Genomic DNA, 22,047 nt, shown 5'->3' with positions numbered 1-22,047 from the left:
TATTTTGAGAAAGTGGATAACTCAATTTGTCCATTAGATTAAAGAAATACAAAAATGCAAGGAGACAAGATTATGGAAGATTATTCTTTACAGTCAGACGAAGCAGTGCTCTATAAGGGCCGAGCTACTTTCGGTAACAATAAGACAAGTAGCGAATTGCTTCTGACTAACATTAACATTGTGGTCATTACCAAGACAAAAAAGTTTTTTTCTAGTGAGCAAGTTGACTTGAAGAGCTTTCCAGTTAAAGAAATTAAAGTCTATAATGATGTTCCTCAAATCAAGCAGCATGACTGTATGGTTGAAATCTACCTTACCAATACGGAGATAATTTTTGATTTCTATTCGAAAATTGAAGCTTACAAGTTTGCAAACGCTGCTAATAAATTAGTATCCGGAAAGTCAATGTCGGAACGAGGCGCAAAAAAAGTCAAGGGTGCTGTGAATCTTGTAGATGATACTTTTGGTATTAGTACCGTTGGTGCGATTAAAAGTGTTGTTGAAAACGGTGTGGTAGGTGCTGTTTTTGGTGGGTTTGGTAAGAAAGCACAGGCTCAGGCAAAAGGCGGCAATGCCCTTACGGGAGTATTAAGCGTCACAAAAGGCTTGCTAGGTAAGAAAACAAATGAGGAAGAGATTCCGAAACTTGAAACAAGTCCTGCTATGGATGTGGATGCTCAAATTGAAACATTAAAAAAGCTGAAAGACTTGCTGGATACCGGAATTATTACTCAAGAAGAGTTTGAAATTAAGAAAAAACAAATAATGGGGCTATAAGGAGAGCCAAACGAATCAATATTATGAAGTTGAATTTTGTCATTACGAAACATTTTGGAGTGGCGTAGGTTTTACTCATAGCCAAGTATTATTACTCTGACACATTAGATTATCTTTACAACAACGCCGGTGAGAGCATCCTCACATGGATCATCGAAGGTGCCCAGAAGGTCATTGCTCTGGACTACAAAATTCCGGTACCGGCATGTGTGCAGAAAGCAATTGAGGAGTACCGCGCGCAGAACGACTGGTTTGGCCATTTTCTTGAGGACAAGTGTGAACTTGCTGCCAGTTTTCGTGAAAGCTCTGGTGCCTTGTATCAGGCGTACCGGAATTACAGCATAGACACGAACGAATAGTGGAACAAGAAAAGGTCGACCACCCAAATTAGAAAAGCAAGTAGAAGAAGATTTGATAGCTGAAAATCAACGGTTAAGAGCAGAGGTTGCCTACCTAAAAAAATTGAATGCCTTGGTTTTAAAAGAAGAACAGCAAAACAGAAAGCACAAGTGATCTGGGAGCTAAGGCATGAGTTTAAGGTCACTTTACTGGTTGAAATTGCCGACATTCCGCGCAGCACCTATTACTACCATGCCAAGCAGCTGGAGAAGCCGAGCAAGTATGAATCCGTGAAAACTCAAATCATATCGATCTATGAAGAGCATAGGAAGCGGTATGGTTACCGGCAAATTACAACTGAGTTGCACAACCGAAAAATCTGTATTAATCACAAGACAGTACAGCGCTTAATGCGGCAGCTCGGATTGTTTTGTCGGGTTCGGATGAAGAGATACAATTCATACCGAGGAGAGGCAGGCGAAGTGGCTCCTAATCTGCTAAATCGAAATTTCCATGCGGACAGACCTAATGAGAAATGGGTCACCGACGTAACAGAGTTTTCTCTGTTTGGGCAAAAGCTGTATCTATCTCCTATTCTTGATTTGTATAATCGCGAAATCGTTAGCTACTGCATTAGTGAACATTCTTGATTTTCTCAAACAGTAGAGATGTTGGAATTAGCTTTTCAAAAAATACCCAGCCAGACCAACCTCATTCTCCATTCTGACCAAGGGTGGCAGTACCAAATGAAACCCTACCAAAAAATGCTTAGAGAAAAAGGTGTTCGGCAGAGCATGTCCCGCAAGGGAAACTGTTGGGACAATGCTGTCATTGAAAATTTCTTTGGCATTCATAAAACCGAGTTACTTTACTTGCAGGACTTTACTTCCATGGAGCATTTTAAACACGAACTTGTTGAGTATCTTGATTATTACAACAACCTTCGTATTAAATCAAAATTAAAGGGTCTGAGCCCTGTTCAGTACAGGATTCAAGCCCTTCAATCTGCCTAATTCTATTTTTGTCTAACTTTTTGGGGTCATTTCAGAGCACTTTAGGTGCGGACTACGTCCTTCATTTCAATTGGATTACCTTTGCGGCAATATTCAGGGAGCGTTAGTGACCACGGCATCACAGATTCAAGCTGCTTGTGGGTTGGCTTCTCGCCAAATTTGGGTAACTCCGCAAGAAGATGCAGCAGATATCCAAGTTGTTCATCCGCGCGGTTTCAATTACGCTGTAGCAGCGGGCACTTGCACAGGCACCGCGGGTGGTATCCGCAAACAAAAAATTTTTGCGTCCAATCACAAATGGTTTCACTGCCCGTTCGGCACGATTGTTGGTCATCTCGATATGCCCATCCAGCAAAAATGTGTCCAATGTTTTACGTTGATTCAGGGAATAGGTTTGTGCTTTTTCAAGATTGGAGCCTTGGTTTCCGTTGATATTTTCGACCAACGACCAGTAAGCATCCAGAACAGGCTTGGACTGTTCTGCACGCTTTGATTTTCGTTCTTCAGACGGTAATTCTTTGAATATATCTTCCAGAGTAAACAGCCGCTTTACCAGTTCCAGCGCCAGCGCGGCTTTGCTGCCGTCCGTTTGCATATTTTTCGGCAGGCAGTCCGCCCACTTTCGACGGGCGTGTGCCCAACAGCCAACGTGCGTCACGTTTTCTACCGCATTGTAGCCCTGATAGCCGTCTGTCTGTAAATATCCGGTAAATTCGTTCAACATCTCACTTGCCACCTTGCCGGAACGGCTGGGCGCATACCGGTAAAGTGCAAGCTGCTTTTCTTCGCTTTTGCCGGAACAAAATACCCACATCCGGGATTTTTGCGCTGCGGTACGCCCGTCTTCTTTCAGCACCTGAAACTCCGTTTCATCTGCATGGACAATGTCACCTTGCAGCAGCGTGTTGTGTAGATATTCACACACCGGCTCAAACCACCGGCTGCTGCGGACAACCCAGTTTGCAAGCGTATTCCGGTTCAGCTCGACACCCTTGCTTTTCCAAAAGCGTTCCTGCCGGTATAGCGGCACTGCGTTTTCGTATTTCTCCTGCATAACGTAGGCGACAGTCGCCGGCGCTGCCATGCTCTTTTTCATCACCGGTACAGGAGTGGCTGCTTTTTGAATCACAGTTTCCCCATTTGCTTTTTCACAGGCAGTGCATCAGCTATTTGATAGCTCTTGACATATTGCATTATAAAATAAACCAAACTATGACGATGTCGTATTACAAGCTCTTCAAAGGATGGTATATCACCCTCCAAGAAGGAATAATACAGTGATTTGTCAGAAATCATATGAAGTGCACCTCGTTTGATTTTCTTTTGTTTGATACTAATTATTCGTTAAATATTCTAAAAGGTTACATATAAAAATAAATTTTATACTTTACTTTTATCAATGTAGGTGAAACACACATAAAACTTTGCCTGTAATCTGTTAATTACCTTTTCCACCTGCTCTATTAGTTCTTCCTTATCTGGAATATAATACGTATACTTCGAAGCAAAAATATTGTTGGACAAACCACCTAAGGCATGATACAGCATCACCTACTCGATTGACATTTATGAAGAACCTCTTTCAATCAAAGTGGTTCCTATTTCGATTTTCATGGGAACCGTCTGCGGACCCTCTGAGATTAGTTCCAGTAAACGGTTTATTGCTGTAGATGCCATATAAGAAGGGTAGGTCTCAATTGTGGTAAGCCCTGGCTTGGAGTCCTCGGAAAAGAAAGAGTTATCAAAACCAACCAGTGCCACATCGTCGGGAAGCTTGTACTCCTTTGACTGGAAGGCCATCATGGAACCCACTGCCTGGGCATCGGTATCTGCAATATAGCATCGCGCAAACTGGGTTTTGTGCTTCATTATTTCATTCATGTCTGCTTCAGCACCGTACATGTTGGGCAGTGTTACTATGATATCGCTGTTTCTGACACTCATTCTATACTTTTCAAGGGCCTGGCAGTATCCGATATATCGCTCCTCATAGTTGTAAAGACGAAGAGAAGACTGCAAATAACCGGGTTGGCACTTGTACTTTTTAATCAGATATTCGGTTGCTAGATATGCACCTTGGAGATTATTTACCTTCACACAGTTTACCGAAGGCTTTGTAAACCAGGTATCCATTAATACAAGTGGTAGATTTAGCGAAAGAAAACTTTTCAGCCTTTCCTCCGTAATATCCGTACCTAACAAAAGAATACCTGTACAGTCGGAGAACTTAATTCTTTCCAAATTGGCATCAATATTCTCGTCGCCGTAGAGCTTCATGCTCTTATACTTATAGCCTTCAGAAGCGAAAATCCGGTCAAGACTGGAAGCAAGGTAGCCAAAGAAAGGGGCTTCCTGTGGTGAATTATAGTTGATGTACCTAATGTAATAGATCGATCCGGTGAGTTTTCCTTCCTTTGTAGTGGTTGAGAAATCGTAACCGTACTCCCTCGCTGCTTCCAGAATACGTTTTCTGGTAGCAGTGCTTACACCGGGTTTGTTGTTAAGCGCTACGGAAACCGAAGCGGTAGACAAATTTAGAATTTTAGATAGTTCCTTAGCACTAATAGACATTTTTGCAACCCCCATTGCTTCAAAATGTAATCGGCCTAACCGATTAGGTTGTTTTTAGGTAAAAAACACTAAAATACTAATTGATGTTAGTTATCCTATGATGTAATCTTACATTATCCGCGGAAGAAAGTAAACTAAATTTAAGGATTGGGGGACAAAAATTATGACCTATGTGAGACTGATACTATTTATAGCAGCAATTTTAATCTCCGTACTGGGTGGCAAAAAGCTAAAGATTAATGCTGGTCTGATTGCGATTGCGTTCGCTTTTATTTTTGGAATTTCAATTACCGGACTTGGCGTTAACGGGGTAGTTAGTCTGTTTTCAGCGAGACTATTCGTTAACATGTTCTTGGTTACATTCTTTTTTGGTTATGCTACAGCAAACGGAACAATGTTAAGCATTACCAAGTATTTATTTAAGAACTTTAAGGGTGCGCCCTGGTTGTTACCATTACTTTTCTTTGCAATACCTTTCTTAATGGCATTTGCAGGCGCTTCAACCGATTCCATCCTTTTGTTCTTAAGCCCTATTGCATTTGCGTTTATTATTTCAGCAGGACTTCCACCTATTCTTGCTTCAATTCTTCTTTGGGGAACATGTGCAGGTTCATGGGCTCCCTGGCTGGCTAACTACGCAACCTTTTCATCATGGTTCGGTGAAGCAATTGGTATGAAAGCAGCAGAAGCTGGTTTCTTAAGACTCTTCGCAGTTGTATGTGTTATCAATATTTCTTTCATACTCATCTCTTACTTCGTACTTAAGGGTTGGAAGGTTAAGGCTTCTGCAGATATCCTTAGCAATGAAAAGATTGAGATTACAAAAGAACAGAAGAGAACAATGACAATTGTCTTATCAGTAATCGTTCTCCTTATTTTACCTACACTTATTCAGTTAGTACTTCCTAATCCTGTAACAGGATGGATGAAGGGCAACTTAACAATTCAGGTACTTTCAGCAGTTGGTATCGTAGCAATGCACCTTGCAAAGACAGCTGATACTAATGATGTTATCAAGAACCAGATCCCCTGGGGACTTATCATCATGGTATGTGGTATGGCAATGTTAATGGGTGAAGCAAGCAGTCTTGGCGTTACTGATGCAATCAAGGCACTTCTTGAGTCAGGCACATTACCTGTAAAGGTTATCATTCCTTTCCTTACAGCTGTATGTGGATTCTTAAGCCTCTTTGTATCAGGCGCAGTTATTACTCCACTTATCATTGCACTTGCACCTGCACTTGTATCCTATGGTGTATCTGGCGCAACAATCGCAGTAGCATCTCAGTTGGGTATGATTGCAACAAGTATTTCACCTTATTCAATGGGTGGTGCAATCTGTATTACAGGTTGTCCTGAAAGCCATTCCAACAAGGTTGCTAACCAGCAGTTAGGTTTGGCAATTATGATGGGTGTTATCGTAACATTATTAGCTGTACTCGGAGTATTAGGATAATATAGCAAAAAGGAGATATCTATGCCGAAGATTGAAATAAGTCAAGGAGTAAATATTCATTACGAAGAATTTGGAACAGGAGACAGATATGTCATTTGTACAATGATAGATTACCCTAAGTATTCTTCAATTCGAGACTTGTGTAAGCATGGCTATCATGTATTTCTGCTTACAAACCGAGGTTTTGGGAAATCGGATCATTTGGATGTTGATATGGGACCTGCATTGTGGGATATATGGGCAAAGGACGTAATCACATTTGCTGATTTAAAAGGAATTGGCAAGTTTACCTATGCTGGAGATTCACATGGAGCGGGAACCGGTTGGCATATTTGTAAGAGTTATCAGGACAGATTAAATGCTTTTGCAGCAATCGTTCCCGGACCTTACAATCTGGATGAAGGCTTTGTTTCTTACAGAACAAGACTCTTAAGAGGCGAAAAGGTAAAGCCTATGTCTGTACCTGCTGAATATTTCCATGATGATGCAGTTGTGGAAAGAGTACGCCAGGACCTTGAGTACATGCAGATTGAGCAGCTTGATCATCAGTCTCCTGAAGAAAAGAAACAGGATTATAAGCGTCCACTGCTGGAATTTGAAAATGAGGCAAATACACAGGAATTCCTAAGATCCATTCAGATACCTACTTTGGTAATTGGTGGAACTGAAGACCCTATTTCAAGAACTGATTTAATGGTTCGTACAGTAGAATGCATTCCGCATAGTAAACTGATTCTGTATCATGGCTTTTCTCACAATGAACCCTGGAGAATATTTGTGGAAGAGGTCTCTTACGAAATAGCATTCTTCTTAGATAATGTTCATGAGAATGACGGACATTACTTTAAGAAAATTATAAATGAATAATGTACCCTTAAGAGGGGGCTGCACTTTGTGCGGCCCTTTTTCTTTTCGGTGTGTCCATCAAAGCTGGACCACACTTGCCAGTGTAAGTCTGTAAGTCACTATTTCTCCATCCTTTGCGGAATGAAATTATACTTAATTATATTATATCCCCATAAGTACCAGTTATAATATCTGAAATTGTAACGGCGGTTTTTGATTAGGGTATATATCGAGAGGGATTTACTGACAAAAACTTTTAACATTAATTGTTCGTTGAATCAGAACTAATGTTTGCGTATAATAACTATGGAACAAATGTTCATTAGCCACCACTTAACCGGTTGAATCACGGCGTTCTACCACCAATTAAATCAATGAGGGAGGTAAAATATGGGGACAACTCAAGACACGATTGAAAAGTTGAACGACCTAATTACGCGGGACAAAGAATTTGACAAGCAAAAATATCACAATGCCAAGCTCCTTCTTAAGATATACCGCGATGTTGTTTGGCGGGTGGAAGATGCTCTGTGTGAGTTGGACAATCAGGCGTATCAATTTGGTGGCAGGCGGATAACACAATAAAATCTTTACATACAAGAAATTACTTGCTGCGAATTTGAAACGAAAGGAACCTACAAGTAGATGTTTATTTGCTGTTTATTACCATTACAAATGGCATTAAATCGCTTGAGATTACCGTAAGTGAAAGTAATGAATACCCGCAATAACCCGAGATTATCAGAGATAATAATAAAATGCTATAAAAGAAAATATTCCCTCATAACCCGAAGGTCGTAGGTTCAAATCCTGCCTCCGCAACCACAACTTAGTCCTACAAATGGCTTTAGACCGCCGCTTGTGGGACTTTTTTCTATTCTCAAAAAAACGCTCGCAAAGTTAAAACCTACAATTTGACGTTTATTTGATGTTTAGCTAGGTATGAGATTGTCGCAAATAGCCGGAAGTTAAGCCACTTTTTCTGATGTTTGCTTGATGTTTATTTGATGTTTACGGGATAAAATTGCTTGGAATTCAAACTTTATATTTCTTATCAAAAGCAAACTGATGAATGGAAGGATAGGCATTTGGCTCAACTTGTCGTGTAGCAGTTACTAAACCTCTAAGCCTTTTCCTAGAAGTAGTATTTTGTGGAGCTTGCTTAAGTGTATTTAGTTCGTTAATTGTTTTCAGTCTTAGCGAGTTTTTGACAGCAATATTGCCATCCTTAGATATAATTACTCCAGTAATTAATTTAGGATAAAATTTGGAATATCCCTTCACTTTTTTATTGGAAATATGATATCCGTATTTTCTAATGACTGAAAAAATTTCCTGCTTAAAATTATTTGATATATGATCTGTAGAGGAAAAAGTTAAATCGTCCACATAAATTGTCATCGTAATATTGTTGTGATCAGAAAGCTTTTGAATTTCATTAAACATATCTTGATTGGCTAAGTAAGAGAGTATTTGGCTGGTCGGTGCACCAGAAATTAAATGGTTTCGGGTTGTAATATTTTTAGATTCAAGAAATATGTTTATTTCTTCCATAGATTTGATGTTTGATAAGTCTAAATTGACTGTTGTAATGTTTGTCAAAAATTCAGCAATATCAGGAGAAGTTCTTAACTTTTCCTTAAAAAAAGAATAAACCCTTTCCCGAGATATACTTGGGAAAAAGGCAGTCAAATCGATCTTATAAACAAACTTGTTTCCTTTATGCCACTGTGCATTTTGAGCATAAGAACGCCCTTTAATGCCAGAAAAAACATTTATCGGTACATCAATTGTACCCAACATGTTTTTTAATCGTGTCTGCATACTCTTTAGCATGAGACTTGGTGGTTCAATCAGTCGGGGCTTCCCTCTACTGATATCTATATATGGTTCGATCAGCGATGCAACATACCACTGATTAAATACACTATTATCTGATATCTTCAGTAGATATTTTAAAACTTTCTTACATTTTAATTGATAAATTTTACAATTGTTATATGTCAAGGCATACACCTCGTTCTTTAAAAAGTGTGCTGGTATTAGTGAGCCGATGCCATGCCAATCAGCGAACGGATAAGATCAGCACGCAGTTCAGGATCACAAATTGATATAACCAGTGTTAGGAATACGAGTACTACAAGAATGTAAACCATAGATTTTCCATCAAGAGAAATTTTGTTACCACTAAAAATATTAATAGTAACAGAGGGGTTGTCCGCTCTCTTCTTCATGATGCCACCTCCTTGTTATTATTGGCTCCCTCGCGGAATGCTTGGGAGTCTCCCCACTCCGCCAATAACAAAGAGATAATATAGCCGTATACCAATAACACCAGCACAGTTCGAACTCCCCAAAAACACTTGAGGAACTTTCTTCCCGACAACTTCAATAGCAACTCACCATCATAGATATACACAATCGTGCAACAACATTAACATCGAACGATATCGGTGTGTAGATGTGATGATGCATGATGGGGAGGCCAGATATGTCGCAGGGTTGATTGCATTAACGTTTCATAAACGCAATGCCGCCCACACTTTCGTGTGAACCAAATGGGAAAGGATCTGACTATTTACACTGGTGGAATTATTATATCATAAAATATGGCAATTCACAAGTTTATGCAGGCGAAATTAGAAAGATTATTAGTAAAATTACCATGAAATTTAGCATGCGGAAACCGACCTTTAATAAGAGCATCGCAGCAAGGACAAGCGTGAAACGTTGCATAGTCTTGGTTTAAAAGCACCTCGTGGTTATGGTTGGATTACTAACCCTAAAAAGGCTACTTATAATAGAGTTTATCACCGAACAACATTTGGCTTATCAGATATTTTCAAGCTATTTAAATGATCTTGTGCCTGCCTTAACCGGTGGGCACTTTTTTGTGTCAGTACTAATAATGGGACTTGTATTAGCAATACAGTGCAAATTGGGATGAAAGTACTGGATAAACCTTGCTATTAATTTGTATGAGGATTATAATTGTGGTGATAATTACTAAATATTAATGCTTGGTATAGGTGATAGTATGGCGGAACGATCAGAGCAATACATTGAAAAGTGGAAAAAGAATTTGCTGGATTTAGGCAAGAGAAATAAACTGATTGCTTTTCACGAAACAAAGCGATCAAGTTTAAAACTTGCCATGCCTGAAATTGAAGAATTGTATAATATCATCGTAAAAAATGGGACTATACTTGAATTCCTTGATGTTCAAGATGATGAAGAATATCCGGAACAGATTGAAGAAAAACGGATCCTTTCTAACAGAAAAAAAGATGACCAAAATAAAACACTTCTAAATATTAGAAATAAAGCAAAGTCTTCAATTGATGAGCAAGGCGTGAATATTCTATATATTGCTTTTGGATTCTTGAATTGGACAGAGTCAGAACACAGCAATCAGCACTTATTATCGCCTATTGTTCTGGTGCCAGTATCACTTACTATTGAGTCAATTACATCACCATTCAAGATCTCTCTTTATGAAGATGATGTGGTAGTCAATCCGACTTTGAGTTTTAAGCTCGAAAACGATTATGGAATTAATCTGCCTTCTTTTGAAGACAGTGAAGATATATCAATACTTGAATATTTGACCCAAATAGAAAATATTGTGGCTGCTAATGGATGGACGGTCATACAAGAAGCACAGCTTAGCCTTTTTTCATTTCTAAAAATAAATATGTATAAAGATTTGGATAAAAACAAAGAAAAGTTACTGAATAACCCGGTTATAAAAGGGCTAACTGGTGATAAGAGTGAAATTGGTACTTTACCAGAAGAATACGATAATTATGATTTTGACAAAAATGAGAGGCCTGTTGATGTCTTTCAGGTGGTTGATGCAGATTCCAGCCAACAGGATGCTATTTTATACGCAAAAAATGGGATAAGTTTTGTCCTACAAGGCCCCCCGGGAACAGGTAAAAGTCAGACAATAACGAATATTATTTCTGAGTGCTTAGCAGAAGGGAAAAAGGTTTTGTTTGTTTCTGAAAAGATGGCTGCTCTGGAAGTGGTGTATAACCGCTTGAAAGAGGTGGGCTTAGCTGATTTTTGCCTTCGTTTGCACAGCCATAAGGCAAACAAAAAAGAGGTTCTCAGCGAACTCGGAAGAACACTTGATATGAACAGAATCACTGTAAAAGATGAAGCTATGTATGAACTGGAACTTTTACAGACTGAGAAGCAAAAGCTTAATCAATATGATTCTGAGTTACACGAAATTTGCAAACCATTAGGTAAATCTGTTTATGACATATCAGGAAAATTATCAAAATTGGCTAATGTGCCTGAAATGATATTTCCAATTGAATCAGTTGCAGATATGACAATTGAAAGACTAAACAGCTATAAGTTTTTACTGAAAGATTTTTCAAATACGATCGGGAAAATGAGCAGTGAGTATGACCGAAATCCTTGGAAAGGAAGCAATGTCAAAACTGTAACGCATGAATTACGGCATGATATTGAAAAGTATCTAAAAACTTTCATTAGTAATATAGATTCTCTTTATGAAGCTGAGAAAAATTTAGATGATGAGTTTGGCCTTGGCATTCATTCATCGTTAGATTCAACAGAGCAATTGATTGAGATATTAGCAATTTCTGAGCTCTGCCCCGGCATTCCTGTTTCGTGGATATATGAACCTGATATCGCACCGTTGATTGATGACGCATCAAAGTATAAAGCTTTAAAAACCGAACATGATGAATTGCAAGAAAGGCTCTTGTCTGAATTTGATGAGAGTATATTTGCTATGCCTGCCCAAGAAGTCTTGCAGTCATTTGAAGATGTTACACAAGCAGTATTGTCCCTGCTGAATTCAAAAAATTATGAGAATGTTGAAGAAGTATTATCAAATCAAAATGATAATATCTCTGGCATTCAGTCCATTTTAAATACAGTAAAAGACTTGCAAAATGCTCTTTCAACGGTAGAAAATCTATTAGGCATAAAATGTCCAACCAACTTTAATGAAACTCAAAATGTTTTAAGTCTATTGAGATGTATTCTTTTATCGCCCAACCCATCAGAAGATTGGTTTGATAATGGTAAATTTACAATTATTCAGTCACTGTTTTATGAAGCAAAAAATGTTTATTGGTCATTAAAACAAGCGACAGAAAATATACAGGGAAAATATGATAAAGAAATATTTACAATTGACTGCTCAGCAATGCTCGGTCGATTCAGGACAGAATATACGTCATTCTTTAAGATATTTAAACCTTCTTATAAAGCTGATAAAAAGCTAATACAATCTTTTGCAAAGGATCAATCGGTTAAATTAACGGATGACTCCATCATCAATTTACTTAATGACCTCAAAGAAACGATCGCTAAGAAGTCATGGATAAATGAAAAACACGAACTAATGTCATCACTGTTTGGTAAGAGGTATCTAGCTGAATATACTGATTGGGCAGCGCTTGAAGAGGCTATTGAAAATTTCAATGCTATTACTGATTGGTTCCACGGTGAAAGAGTTCCTGATAAACTCAAGCAATTACTTCTCAATTCTGAAGCAAATAAAATATTGACAGATGTAGAAAAACAAATTACAGAAGACTTTGCATCAAATGTAAAGCCAAATATAAGCAAACTTTTAAAACTTGATGTAGATGTAGCTGAAACCAGCTATGAAGTGATAATTGAAAAAACAAAACAGGTATCAGAATACCTTACCAAACTTTATGATCTTTATCGTGAAATGTCTGGCGTAAGTAAAGAAAATTGCTCATGTAAGAATGTTTTGAATGGATTTAAATATTTATCCAGATATCAAGATATTGATACGCAAGTAGCTTTGAGAGAAAACAGCCTTAGAGACAATTTTGACTTCTTTTTTAATGGGATCCATACTGATTGGGAAAATGTTATAAATGCATTGATTTGGGCGAAATCATTTAGAGAATTAAAGGAAAATTATAATTTACCAGATGCTTTTATCAATTCTATATGCTCGTCTGCAGATGCCGTCCTAAAAGCAAAGTCTAGTAAAATAACTTTAACGGAGCGGTATAGTGCAATACAGAACGAATACAAATATTTTCTTTCATTGTTTGATGACACAAAGGCAGATTTTAATTCTATGTACCTGCCAGATTTATCAGAAAGAGCGAAAGCTTGTGTGAATAATTTGGCAGAGCTAGAGGAATGGATTGATTTTAGAAATTGCCGTGAGAAATGTAAAGAAGTTGGGTTGGACGATTATACCTCACAAATTACCGATCAGCATATTGACCGCAAAATGATTCTTCCAATATTTTTAAAACGGTTTTACAGATTATGGCTAGATGCAATGATTGAAAAGAAACCGGCAATTGCATCATTTAGACGCAATAACTTTGAGCAAACCATTGGCGAGTTTCAGAAACTTGATATGAACCAAATGAGAATAGCAAGACTAAGAGTCAAAGAGCGTTTGGCTTCTCAATTGCCTGATGTTAATAGACCAACATCTTCAGTAGATGAAATAGGAATATTGAAACGAGAATTACGAAAGCAGCGTAGAATTATGCCGATTCGTAAATTGTTTGCAGCAATTCCCAATCTACTGATAACACTCAAACCATGTTTAATGATGTCTCCACTGTCGGTTAGTCTTTTTTTAGATGCCGATACCTATAAATTTGACGTCGTTGTTTTTGATGAGGCTTCACAAATATGTACAGAAGAGGCAGTCGGTGCAATTTATAGAAGTTCACAAGTAATAATTGCAGGAGACGATAAACAACTGCCACCTACTAACTTTTTCAGCGCTAGCAAAACAGATGTTGATTATGACACAGAGACAGAAGAAGAGGATGATGATTCCGATTCGTATGAATCTGTTCTTGATGAAGCATTAACTGTGTTGCCAGAACGGTCTCTGCTATGGCATTACAGAAGCCGCCATGAAGATTTAATTGCTTTTTCAAATGCAAAGATTTATAAAAATCTTGTAACGTTTCCTTCCAGTATTGAACGAGAACATGATGTTGGAGTCGAGTATGTCTATGTATCAAATGGTATTTATGATCGTAGCGGAAAGCGAGATAATCAAGTCGAAGCACAGAAAGTAGCTGAAATTGTATTTCAACATTTTCAAAAATTCCCCCAACGCTCACTGGGTGTTGTTACTTTTAGCGGCTCGCAGCAGCAAGCGGTGGAAGCTGCAATTAGACAGATTAGGCTGAAAGACCAACGTTATGAAGATTTTTTCAATGAGGAAAAAGAAGAATCTTTCTTTATTAAAAACCTAGAAAATGTTCAGGGTGATGAACGCGATACTATTATTCTCAGTATTGGTTATGCAAAAGATCAAAATGGTATTATGTATATGAATTTTGGCCCACTTACCAAGTCGGGGGGATATCGCAGATTAAATGTTGCTATTACAAGAGCAAAGTATAATGTGAAATTAGTTGGATCAATACTTCCAACCGATATAAGCGCTGAAGTAACTTCGGATGGAGCAAAAATGTTGCGTTCATATATTGATTTTGCAATCAATGGAAAGTCTGCTATTGTGAACGAATTACAAGTTCCAGATAGCGTTAATGTTGAGTCGCCGTTTGAAGAATCTGTATATGACTTTCTTGTTGCAAATGGATACAATGTTGCCACACAGGTTGGATGTTCAGGATTCCGTATAGACATGGCAATCAGGCACCCAAGTTTAAGCGGTCGATTCGTTTTGGGTATTGAATGTGATGGAGCAACTTATCATTCAGCCAGGACTGCAAGAGAGCGCGATAGGCTTAGACAAATGGTTCTTGAAAATATAGGCTGGAAAATTTATCGTATTTGGTCAACAGATTGGATTAAAGATCAAAATACGGAAGGTCGCAAGCTAATTGAAAATATAGAGAACGCAATGGCGTCCTTTTCTGAAGGTGACTTTTTAGAAGAGGATATTTCCGAACCGCAAACTGATGAAAATGCCTATATTGAAGAAAAAAGTCCGGATGAGATTAATCCAGATGTAAGCCAAGCAGAACTATATGGGTTTAAAATATACAAGGAAACCAATATATTTGATATCAAACGAAATTTGGATGATGATGCTACTTATTGTGGAAATATTCTAAGATATGTTATTCAAAATGAGTATCCAATCCACTTCGAACTTTTATGTAAACGAGTTGCAATTCTTTTTGGCAACCAAAAGGCTACGAGCAAAGTTCGAGCTTATGTAAACTTTATTTTGAATGGTAAATTGAAGAATGAAATAATTCAGAAAAATGTTTTTTGTTGGCCTGTAGGTGTAGATGAAGCAGATGTGCAAATTCCTGATGGTGAAAGTGGAAGTAGACCAATTTCTTATATTTCAACTGAAGAATTGGCAGAAGCAATGTATCAAATTGCTGATAAAAGTTTTGGAATAAAGAAAGACGACCTGTTTGTAGCAACTGCAAGAATATATGGGTTTAACCGTACCGGTGGAAATATTACGCAAGCATTACAATTGGCATTAGATAAACTTGATGCTCAACAAAAAGTAAATATTCTTAGTGACAAAGTAATTACAAGAGGTGCTGAAAATGAAGTTTGATCAAGAAGAACTAGGAACTTGCACCAGAACACAGAAGGATCAGGGGATATCTGAAGAACCGCCAGTTCTATTAAGCAAGGAAATAAGTGATGATTCTACAGATTTAACTCTTTTAATTACAAAAAGCGATTTTATAAGTTTAGTTAAGAGATTGATAGCTAAATTGGGCTTAAAATCATGCAATGTAGAGGAGAATAAAGGCTTTTTTGCTCTCCAATGTTACAGAAGTTCCGAGGAGTTTGGTGTAGGATGTCTATTTGAAAATAGAGAATTAGCAAAAGAGGATATTGAAATATTGCACACTGTAGCTAGCAGAAACTACCTAATTTTCACTTATTTTAACTTGAAGTTCTCAAAATGTGTAGATTTTGCGAGGACTGATATAGATATAGTTAATGGAAAAGATTTTTTGAAAATGGTAAAGGAAAATTTAAATATTACTATGATAAGGTGATGGCATGGTTCAAGTATTAAATAGTCCCATAAAAGATTTATTTATGCAACTGGTATGTGACAGCCATACCTCAATTGAATTGTGCGCACCCTATGTCAAAACATCAATTATATCGTCTTTACTGCAGCAGAAACAAAATTCAAGTTCACTAAAATTGCTGACGACTTTCAATCTGAATAATTTTTATAAGAAATCCTCAGATATTGACGCGGTCAAACTGGTCAACGAGCATAATGGGAGTGTATTTAATAGCCAGCGGTTGCATGCGAAAGTCTATTTATTTGATAAGAAGTATGCCATTATAACATCGGCAAATCTTACATACTCCGGTTTTGAAAAAAATATTGAATATGGCGTATTATTTGATGAACCCCCTCTTATTAAACAGGTAAACAGTGATTTTGAAAGTATATGCAGTGATGAAGCCACCGGGAAGATTGATGTTGAAAAAATTCAACATATCACTCGTATTCTTAATAATTTGCCGGAATATAAAGAACCGTGTGCCTTTATGCCACCGGAAGTATCAGAGGACAAGGTATTAGACGTTGATAAGTATAGGATCATATCTCAGTTATCCGGTTGGCAGAGCATCACTTTTCGTGTCATAGATGCATTTGGAGATATGAACTTTTCTCTTGCCGATGTTTATGAATATGAGAATACATTTCAAAAAGCATATCCAAATAACAACACAATACCTTTTAGCATTAGAAGAAATCTTCAGGAACTGCGTGACCTTGGATTAATCAAATTCAATGGAAATGGGAAGTATACAAGACTTTGGAAATAAGCGATTAACGGATGCTTTTTGGTGGTGACGTGTAATGGAAAAATGTTTGCTGGATGGTCGGATTATCTATGCCATGGATGTTTCAAAGGGATATATAGATGAAACTGAAATCAGGGAAAAAAGCAGAGAAAGACAGTTGCTGTGTTTTGACCCTGAATGTGGTCAAACGGTTGTATTTAAAAGAGGCGAAAAACGAAGCGCACATTTTGCCCACTTACCTGATCATCGGCAATGTGACTATGATGATTATGATCGGGATACTCCTGATACGTGGAAAGAAGTTAAAAGAAATATTTATAACCATTTTAAAGGAAATATCAATGCGGGATTATCTGTGGACATGGACGTTAAAATTTTCCCTAAGCATTTTACGCCCATTTTGCTTAAGCAATCAAATAACCAGCAAATCGCAATAGAATTTGGAGATAAAAAAACAACATCTAAAACCCTTACGACTCTAACAAATGCATATCGGAAACGTAATATTGAGGTTGAGTGGGTTACAGTTGATGATGTTGGGGAATGCCGCCATGAACAGGATTTTTACTATATTAAACGGTTTCAATTGAATGAATCAAAAACTCATTCAGCCATTGTAGTAGATAAAGGTACACAGCAATTTGTTATTTATGCCTTGGATCAGGATACATATAATTATCAAGGAGCCGATGTAATCGGTATCAGCGATCATAATATATTTTCTTTTCAATTCCCGTTGGATAATCTTATATTTGAGAATATAAATTTGTCTGCGATAGGTTTTGGGCAGAGCTTTAAGGATTGGAAGACGCAGAAAACTGTCGCGCTTGAAGGTTTCATCAAACAGGACGAATTAAGAAGGCAAGCACGAAAACAAAGAGAAGAAAAAATAAAACGTTTAAAGCAAGAACGGCAGCAAGAGGGTAATATCCAAAGGCCAAAAAGAAAATTGGTACATATAGAGCAGGAGGAGCCTTTTTGTTTACAAAAAATTTCTATTCCGAGAACGTATTATCCGGTAACGGTAAAATTACATTCTGCGTGGACAGAAAAGGACTTTGCAAATAAATTAAAATCTGCTGCCCATGAGAATGTATCTGCTGTAAAAATGCTGATTAGTAAGGTGTATGAATGTGATGATAATGAACTTGCTATATTTTTGCAGCTCTATGAGCGTGCCAAGACAAAGGAAAGAACACCAGAGATACGAAAATATCTAGCAGTGTTTGAGCATGTGCTAGAACAAGCCAAGAAAATAGAGTCATAAGTTCGCCCCGGTTACCAATAGAGTAGCCGGGGTTTCTTTTTGCTCTGATATAATTTTTAAAAATCCTATTGACAACTGGTAAATGTTGGACTTATAATAAAAAAGTCGAATATAGTCAAAAACTGTTTCGATATGAGAAGGCATAAAGTGTATTTTACTTTATGTTCTATCTCGAATACATAATTAGATTCCTAAAATTGAATAAGGCAGATCAAATATCGTTACAGCAAATTCCCTTTCTATTGTTTACATAAAACGATAGGGGGTCTGCAAAGATGAATTTTATAAATTCCTCTTAAATTAAATTTCAGGCTTATACCGGTTTCGGTGTAGGCCTGGTTGGTTTACAAAAATTTAATTTAGGAGGCTTTTTATTGTCAACAAAAAGAAAACAGTATGTAATTCGGCAGTTCAGTATTAGCGACATAGCGGACAAAGATGGTACATTTTCCATGAGCGGTGAAGGTGCTCCAGTAAAGCAAAGTGAGAATTTTCTGTTCCATATGATCGAAAAGAAGTGGTCACCCGATTCCGAGGCCTTGAAAAATGTAATCAGCATTAAAACAGGAAGAAATGCCAAAAAGGGTGAGAAAGAGGTTTTAGCCCATATCTTAAATGATGGAGTGACATTGGGAGAGAAAAAGTTTGTATTCCTTGATTGCTCCCTGAGCAGTAGCCAGCATAAAACTTGCAAGCAGTATTATGTGGATTCAAGCATTTATGATCAAGTCGTAGAAATGATGACGTTAGGAAAGAAACCCCAAATGGGAGTTCAGGGCAAATGTCTGACGGCAGTTGCGTTGATGACTACTTCCTGCAACCTTTTTGATATCAGCGATTACATTGATAACCTTGACATCTGTGTTATTGAAGATTTGGAATATGACATCAGCGGTAATAAAATTGTATATAACACAGACTATCAGCGAACGCCGGAAGAGGAAAAACAATATCAAGATTACCTCCAACAGCTTGGAGCAATTAACACATATTATGAAACTTTGGCATCTGGAAAACAAAAAGCCAAAGATAAAGAGATTCCAAAACGGAAAAGCGGCAACAAGGAAACAGAAAGAACAATTTCACAATGGGAAAAGGAAGGGTTACGTCCAAAAGTAGAGCAGGCAGATAAACCTGTCAGTAGAGTTTTTGCCAAAAAGCTATATAAATCAAATCCCTGCTACACAAAGGAACAGTGTGAACCAATTCCAGATGAATTTGAATTTCCGGTAAATCGGATGACAACAGGTATCGATTTTGTTGAAGAAGTCAAAGATGTCCCGCTCAATTTTGCCGATGGTACTGCCCTGATGGATGAAAGTTTTGCGAAACTGTTAAACATGGATTTGAAATCAGAAGGCGGACAGCTTCGCTTTCCTTACTGCAAAGCATTCTTCAGTATTGTTAAATTGCATTATTGGCTGAAAGAGAAGAACGCAGCAAGCATTACTGATATTTTCGGAGAGACTCACCAGTCAGATAAGATAGATATTCTCATGACAAAGAGCTGCTTTAAGGCTTTTCTTGAAAAGGGAGAAACAGAAAACAAGGATGGATGCCTGTTCAATAACATGACAGAATATAAATCTCTCATTAAAAAATATGGATATGACGCATTCGGTATCGCCAACTATGTACATGTCCCCCACTCCCAATACACGAAGATCACATATCAGATGCTACTGGCACTCAAACTCAGCTGGTTTACACTTCCCCTGTTTGCGCAAGATGAATGCAATATGATCAATCGGGCAATCAGTATTTATTCCGATGAAGGTGAAGTTGACTGGGAAAAAGCAAAATATTTGCTTGCTTTTTTACACATGCTTCAGGACGAAAAGAAATCAGCGGAAGAAATTCTGCCTGACGATGATAATCCGGAAGATGATACCATAGCGGCTAAATCTGAAGAAGCAGACGATGATGATTCGGAAAAAGAAACTGAGACAGAGGATTCTGATGAAGATGGAGAAGATTCTGTTGATACCAACGAGAACTGGGAGGAGCCGATTATTCAGGCAATCAAGCTAAATAAAAATATGGTTTTTGACCCCTATGTGCGTAAGAAAATTCTGGAGCGCATTGAATATTTAATTGATGATATGCGCCTTGGGAAAATCTATATGCCATGTACTTATCATTTTGTTACCTGTCATATTCCAACATTAATAGAGTGGGCAATTCACAGAGATGTGAAAAAAATACAACAGATTGTTCCTAAAAATCAAGCCTTTATGGGAGAGGCACAGGGACTCTATATCGGGATGCGTAATCCGGTAACTAGTTACTCCGAAGCTGCTGAAATTAATTTTGAGCCGGATAATGGCAAATGGACAAATCATCTTAGGCATATCATTCAGTTCGGCGAAGGCCTGTTTATGCCTAAAATGAATATGGACTATGATGGAGATAAAATCTGCCTGTTTTCCACAAAAACAGATTACAGGCAAACTGATGTATCGTGGCTTTCTTTTTTTAAAAATGTAACGCTAAAAGAAAATCCTGAAATTTGTGTTTATGAACGGCTGATGAAGACAAGAACCGAGATGCTGGAAAAGTTAAAAGCTAAGGGGAAAGTAACTTTTTCAAATTTTTTGATTCCAGCTCTACCGCAAATTAACTTTGCAGACAAGGGTACTGCTGATCCGATTCCATATGATAAAAAAGCGGTCGTTGATTTTATCTTAAAAGCCGACGATAAGACCGGTCACATAACCGATATGACTTCCCAAGCGGAAAACCGTATGATTACGGAAAAGAATCCTCAGAAATATCAGTATGCAATCCGATACGGAAAGTATTTGCAAGGACTTCAAATTGATGCAAGTAAAAGCGGATTAGCAGTTTCAATTAGTGACTCATTTCAGTATAGCTATAAAAAGAAACCCCAGTTTTTATGCTACAAATGTGGAGGAAATAAGTGGTCGTATGATTTGGACTACCTAAGTCCTCTCGATTGGTTTGCAGATGCAATTCTCTCTCATTATGATTCATGGATTAAAGAGCAAATTAATGCAAACACAAAAAAGCGAAAAGAGGCGCAGTTGGTTTACAATACAACCGGCCTGCTTCTGAACCCAAATTTGGGTTGTAATATTGTCAGAGAATTCGAGCAGAAATTAGAATCGCATTTTTTAGAGTATCACAGTGCCTTTAAAGCTATCATTAAAAAGTATAAAAAAATTGATGCTTATTCTAAGAGCGATAATGCAAAAGAGCAGAGAAAACTAAAACGCCAAGAATATTCAGAGTTGAATCAAGAGACGAGAGAGAAAATCTATCAATTATGCTCTAATCAGTCCATAGTGGCGCAGGCTGCTGTGAATTATGCGTACAAATATTCCAAAGAGAACAATAAAGAGAAACCAGACCTGCGTTGGGAGAAGAACTGGAATTTTGCATGGATGTTCCCGGAAGGGTTGATTTATCACCTTTGGCTCAATCAAGACAAAGAAAAGATTGATGTTTCTCACGCTCAAAGTTCAAATTATGATTTCACGATGCTTGACCAGTATTATGCTGCATCCACTGAACAGCGCCACTACGAGCAAAATGAAATTTGCGAAATTTCCGATATTACGGTGCCACAGGAATACTGGTCAAAGGAACCGCAGCTACGAATTGAATTGAAAGATGTGCTGTGCAAAGGTCTTGATTTGGGAGTAAAGATGGATGATATTTCGGAACGCTTTTTTGAAGGTGCAATACTCAGCTTGAATTTGGTGAATGGCTATACGCAACTTTGGGACGAAGCGGGGAAGATTATCGGCATCAACCACGATGAGTTGAAACAGTATTCCGGCGGTAAAGTGATTATCCAGCGTATCTTCAATCAGACAAAACGCACGGCACAGATTGATTGTACAGTACAAAAATAGTTTTATGTATTTCTCTTTTTGTTCCCTCTCGGCTAGCGCCTTGAGGGGGCGAAGAGCGGAAAAGTATCATTCCCTCTTACAAAAACAAAGGAGGGCATGACAATGAAAGATGATACAATTGTT

The 22,047-nt window shown here is 37.8% G+C and carries 13 protein-coding genes and 2 pseudogenes; 11 read left to right on the top strand and 4 right to left on the bottom strand.

Features of this window, described 5'->3' with window-relative positions; all coding sequences use genetic code 11:
• Positions 1-72: 72 nt before the first annotated feature.
• The 3 genes and pseudogenes from J5W02_RS06535 to J5W02_RS14725 all read left to right on the top strand — a co-directional run.
• On the top strand, positions 73-777 hold the full coding sequence (locus tag J5W02_RS06535; protein ID WP_255575608.1) for an SHOCT domain-containing protein: 705 nt from the start codon (positions 73-75) through the stop codon (positions 775-777).
• A 209-nt stretch (positions 778-986) separates the two neighbouring features.
• The gene (locus J5W02_RS14730) at positions 987-1,136 is read left to right on the top strand and encodes a hypothetical protein (protein ID WP_255575607.1); all 150 of its coding nucleotides are present in this window, start codon (positions 987-989) and stop codon (positions 1,134-1,136) included.
• A gap of 46 nt (positions 1,137-1,182) precedes the next feature.
• Positions 1,183-2,129: pseudogene (locus J5W02_RS14725) on the top strand (IS3 family transposase); the annotation flags it as partial.
• A 118-nt stretch (positions 2,130-2,247) separates the two neighbouring features.
• On the opposite strand, the pseudogene tnpC reads toward J5W02_RS14725, so the two are convergent.
• Positions 2,248-3,273: pseudogene (gene tnpC / locus J5W02_RS06515) on the bottom strand (IS66 family transposase); the annotation flags it as partial.
• Positions 3,274-3,695: 422 nt separating this feature from the next.
• Positions 3,696-4,700, bottom strand: coding sequence for a LacI family DNA-binding transcriptional regulator (locus J5W02_RS06510; RefSeq protein ID WP_219964867.1), 1,005 nt, complete (start codon positions 4,698-4,700; stop codon positions 3,696-3,698).
• 163 nt (positions 4,701-4,863) lie between these two features.
• On the opposite strand from J5W02_RS06510, the gene J5W02_RS06505 reads away from it, so the two are divergent.
• From J5W02_RS06505 to J5W02_RS06495, 3 genes are all read left to right on the top strand, one after another.
• Positions 4,864-6,156: an SLC13 family permease gene (locus J5W02_RS06505; RefSeq protein WP_219964866.1), complete on the top strand. Its 1,293-nt coding sequence runs from the start codon at positions 4,864-4,866 to the stop codon at positions 6,154-6,156.
• A 21-nt stretch (positions 6,157-6,177) separates the two neighbouring features.
• Complete coding sequence (locus J5W02_RS06500) at positions 6,178-7,023, top strand: alpha/beta fold hydrolase (protein WP_219964865.1); 846 nt, start codon at positions 6,178-6,180, stop codon at positions 7,021-7,023.
• A gap of 369 nt (positions 7,024-7,392) precedes the next feature.
• Positions 7,393-7,587, top strand: a complete 195-nt coding sequence (locus J5W02_RS06495) for a hypothetical protein (protein WP_219964864.1) — start codon at positions 7,393-7,395, stop codon at positions 7,585-7,587.
• Positions 7,588-8,037: 450 nt separating this feature from the next.
• Here J5W02_RS06495 and J5W02_RS06490 read toward each other — a convergent pair whose 3' ends face one another.
• Both J5W02_RS06490 and J5W02_RS06485 read right to left on the bottom strand, forming a co-directional pair.
• The gene (locus J5W02_RS06490; RefSeq protein ID WP_255575606.1) at positions 8,038-9,009 is read right to left on the bottom strand and encodes a reverse transcriptase family protein; all 972 of its coding nucleotides are present in this window, start codon (positions 9,007-9,009) and stop codon (positions 8,038-8,040) included.
• Between the two features lie 35 nt (positions 9,010-9,044).
• Positions 9,045-9,236 carry a hypothetical protein gene (locus tag J5W02_RS06485; RefSeq protein ID WP_219964863.1) on the bottom strand — a complete coding sequence of 64 codons (192 nt, stop codon included), beginning with the start codon at positions 9,234-9,236 and terminating at the stop codon, positions 9,045-9,047.
• Between the two features lie 803 nt (positions 9,237-10,039).
• On the opposite strand from J5W02_RS06485, the gene J5W02_RS06480 reads away from it, so the two are divergent.
• From J5W02_RS06480 to J5W02_RS06460, 5 genes are all read left to right on the top strand, one after another.
• Positions 10,040-15,553, top strand: coding sequence for a DUF4011 domain-containing protein (locus tag J5W02_RS06480; protein WP_219964862.1), 5,514 nt, complete (start codon positions 10,040-10,042; stop codon positions 15,551-15,553).
• On the top strand, positions 15,543-16,007 hold the full coding sequence (locus tag J5W02_RS06475) for a hypothetical protein (RefSeq protein WP_219964861.1): 465 nt from the start codon (positions 15,543-15,545) through the stop codon (positions 16,005-16,007). Before J5W02_RS06480 ends, J5W02_RS06475 begins: the two co-directional genes overlap by 11 nt.
• Before the next feature lie 4 nt (positions 16,008-16,011).
• A complete protein-coding gene (locus J5W02_RS06470) occupies positions 16,012-16,800 on the top strand; it encodes a phospholipase D-like domain-containing protein (RefSeq protein ID WP_219964860.1) in 789 nt (262 codons plus the stop codon).
• A 34-nt stretch (positions 16,801-16,834) separates the two neighbouring features.
• A complete protein-coding gene (locus J5W02_RS06465) occupies positions 16,835-18,046 on the top strand; it encodes a competence protein CoiA family protein (protein WP_219964859.1) in 1,212 nt (403 codons plus the stop codon).
• Between the two features lie 374 nt (positions 18,047-18,420).
• Positions 18,421-21,924, top strand: coding sequence for a hypothetical protein (locus tag J5W02_RS06460; RefSeq protein ID WP_219964858.1), 3,504 nt, complete (start codon positions 18,421-18,423; stop codon positions 21,922-21,924).
• Positions 21,925-22,047: the final 123 nt, after the last annotated feature.

Source organism: Caproiciproducens faecalis, assembly GCF_019448085.1.
GTDB classification, from domain to species: Bacteria; Bacillota; Clostridia; order Oscillospirales; family Acutalibacteraceae; genus Caproiciproducens; species Caproiciproducens faecalis.
The sequence above is the reverse complement of the archived record's forward strand: the minus strand, read 5'-3'. Positions and strand labels throughout refer to the sequence as shown.

What these genes read in the sequence shown, in the direction of transcription:
- J5W02_RS06535 (WP_255575608.1), top strand. Translation starts at nt 73, where the DNA reads ATGGAAGATTATTCTTTACAGTCAGACGAAGCAGTGCTCTATAAGGGC.
- J5W02_RS06510 (WP_219964867.1), bottom strand. Translation starts at nt 4,700, where the DNA reads ATGTCTATTAGTGCTAAGGAACTATCTAAAATTCTAAATTTGTCTACC.
- J5W02_RS06505 (WP_219964866.1), top strand. Translation starts at nt 4,864, where the DNA reads ATGACCTATGTGAGACTGATACTATTTATAGCAGCAATTTTAATCTCC.
- J5W02_RS06500 (WP_219964865.1), top strand. Translation starts at nt 6,178, where the DNA reads ATGCCGAAGATTGAAATAAGTCAAGGAGTAAATATTCATTACGAAGAA.
- J5W02_RS06495 (WP_219964864.1), top strand. Translation starts at nt 7,393, where the DNA reads ATGGGGACAACTCAAGACACGATTGAAAAGTTGAACGACCTAATTACG.
- J5W02_RS06485 (WP_219964863.1), bottom strand. Translation starts at nt 9,236, where the DNA reads ATGAAGAAGAGAGCGGACAACCCCTCTGTTACTATTAATATTTTTAGT.
- J5W02_RS06480 (WP_219964862.1), top strand. Translation starts at nt 10,040, where the DNA reads ATGGCGGAACGATCAGAGCAATACATTGAAAAGTGGAAAAAGAATTTG.
- J5W02_RS06475 (WP_219964861.1), top strand. Translation starts at nt 15,543, where the DNA reads ATGAAGTTTGATCAAGAAGAACTAGGAACTTGCACCAGAACACAGAAG.
- J5W02_RS06470 (WP_219964860.1), top strand. Translation starts at nt 16,012, where the DNA reads ATGGTTCAAGTATTAAATAGTCCCATAAAAGATTTATTTATGCAACTG.
- J5W02_RS06465 (WP_219964859.1), top strand. Translation starts at nt 16,835, where the DNA reads ATGGAAAAATGTTTGCTGGATGGTCGGATTATCTATGCCATGGATGTT.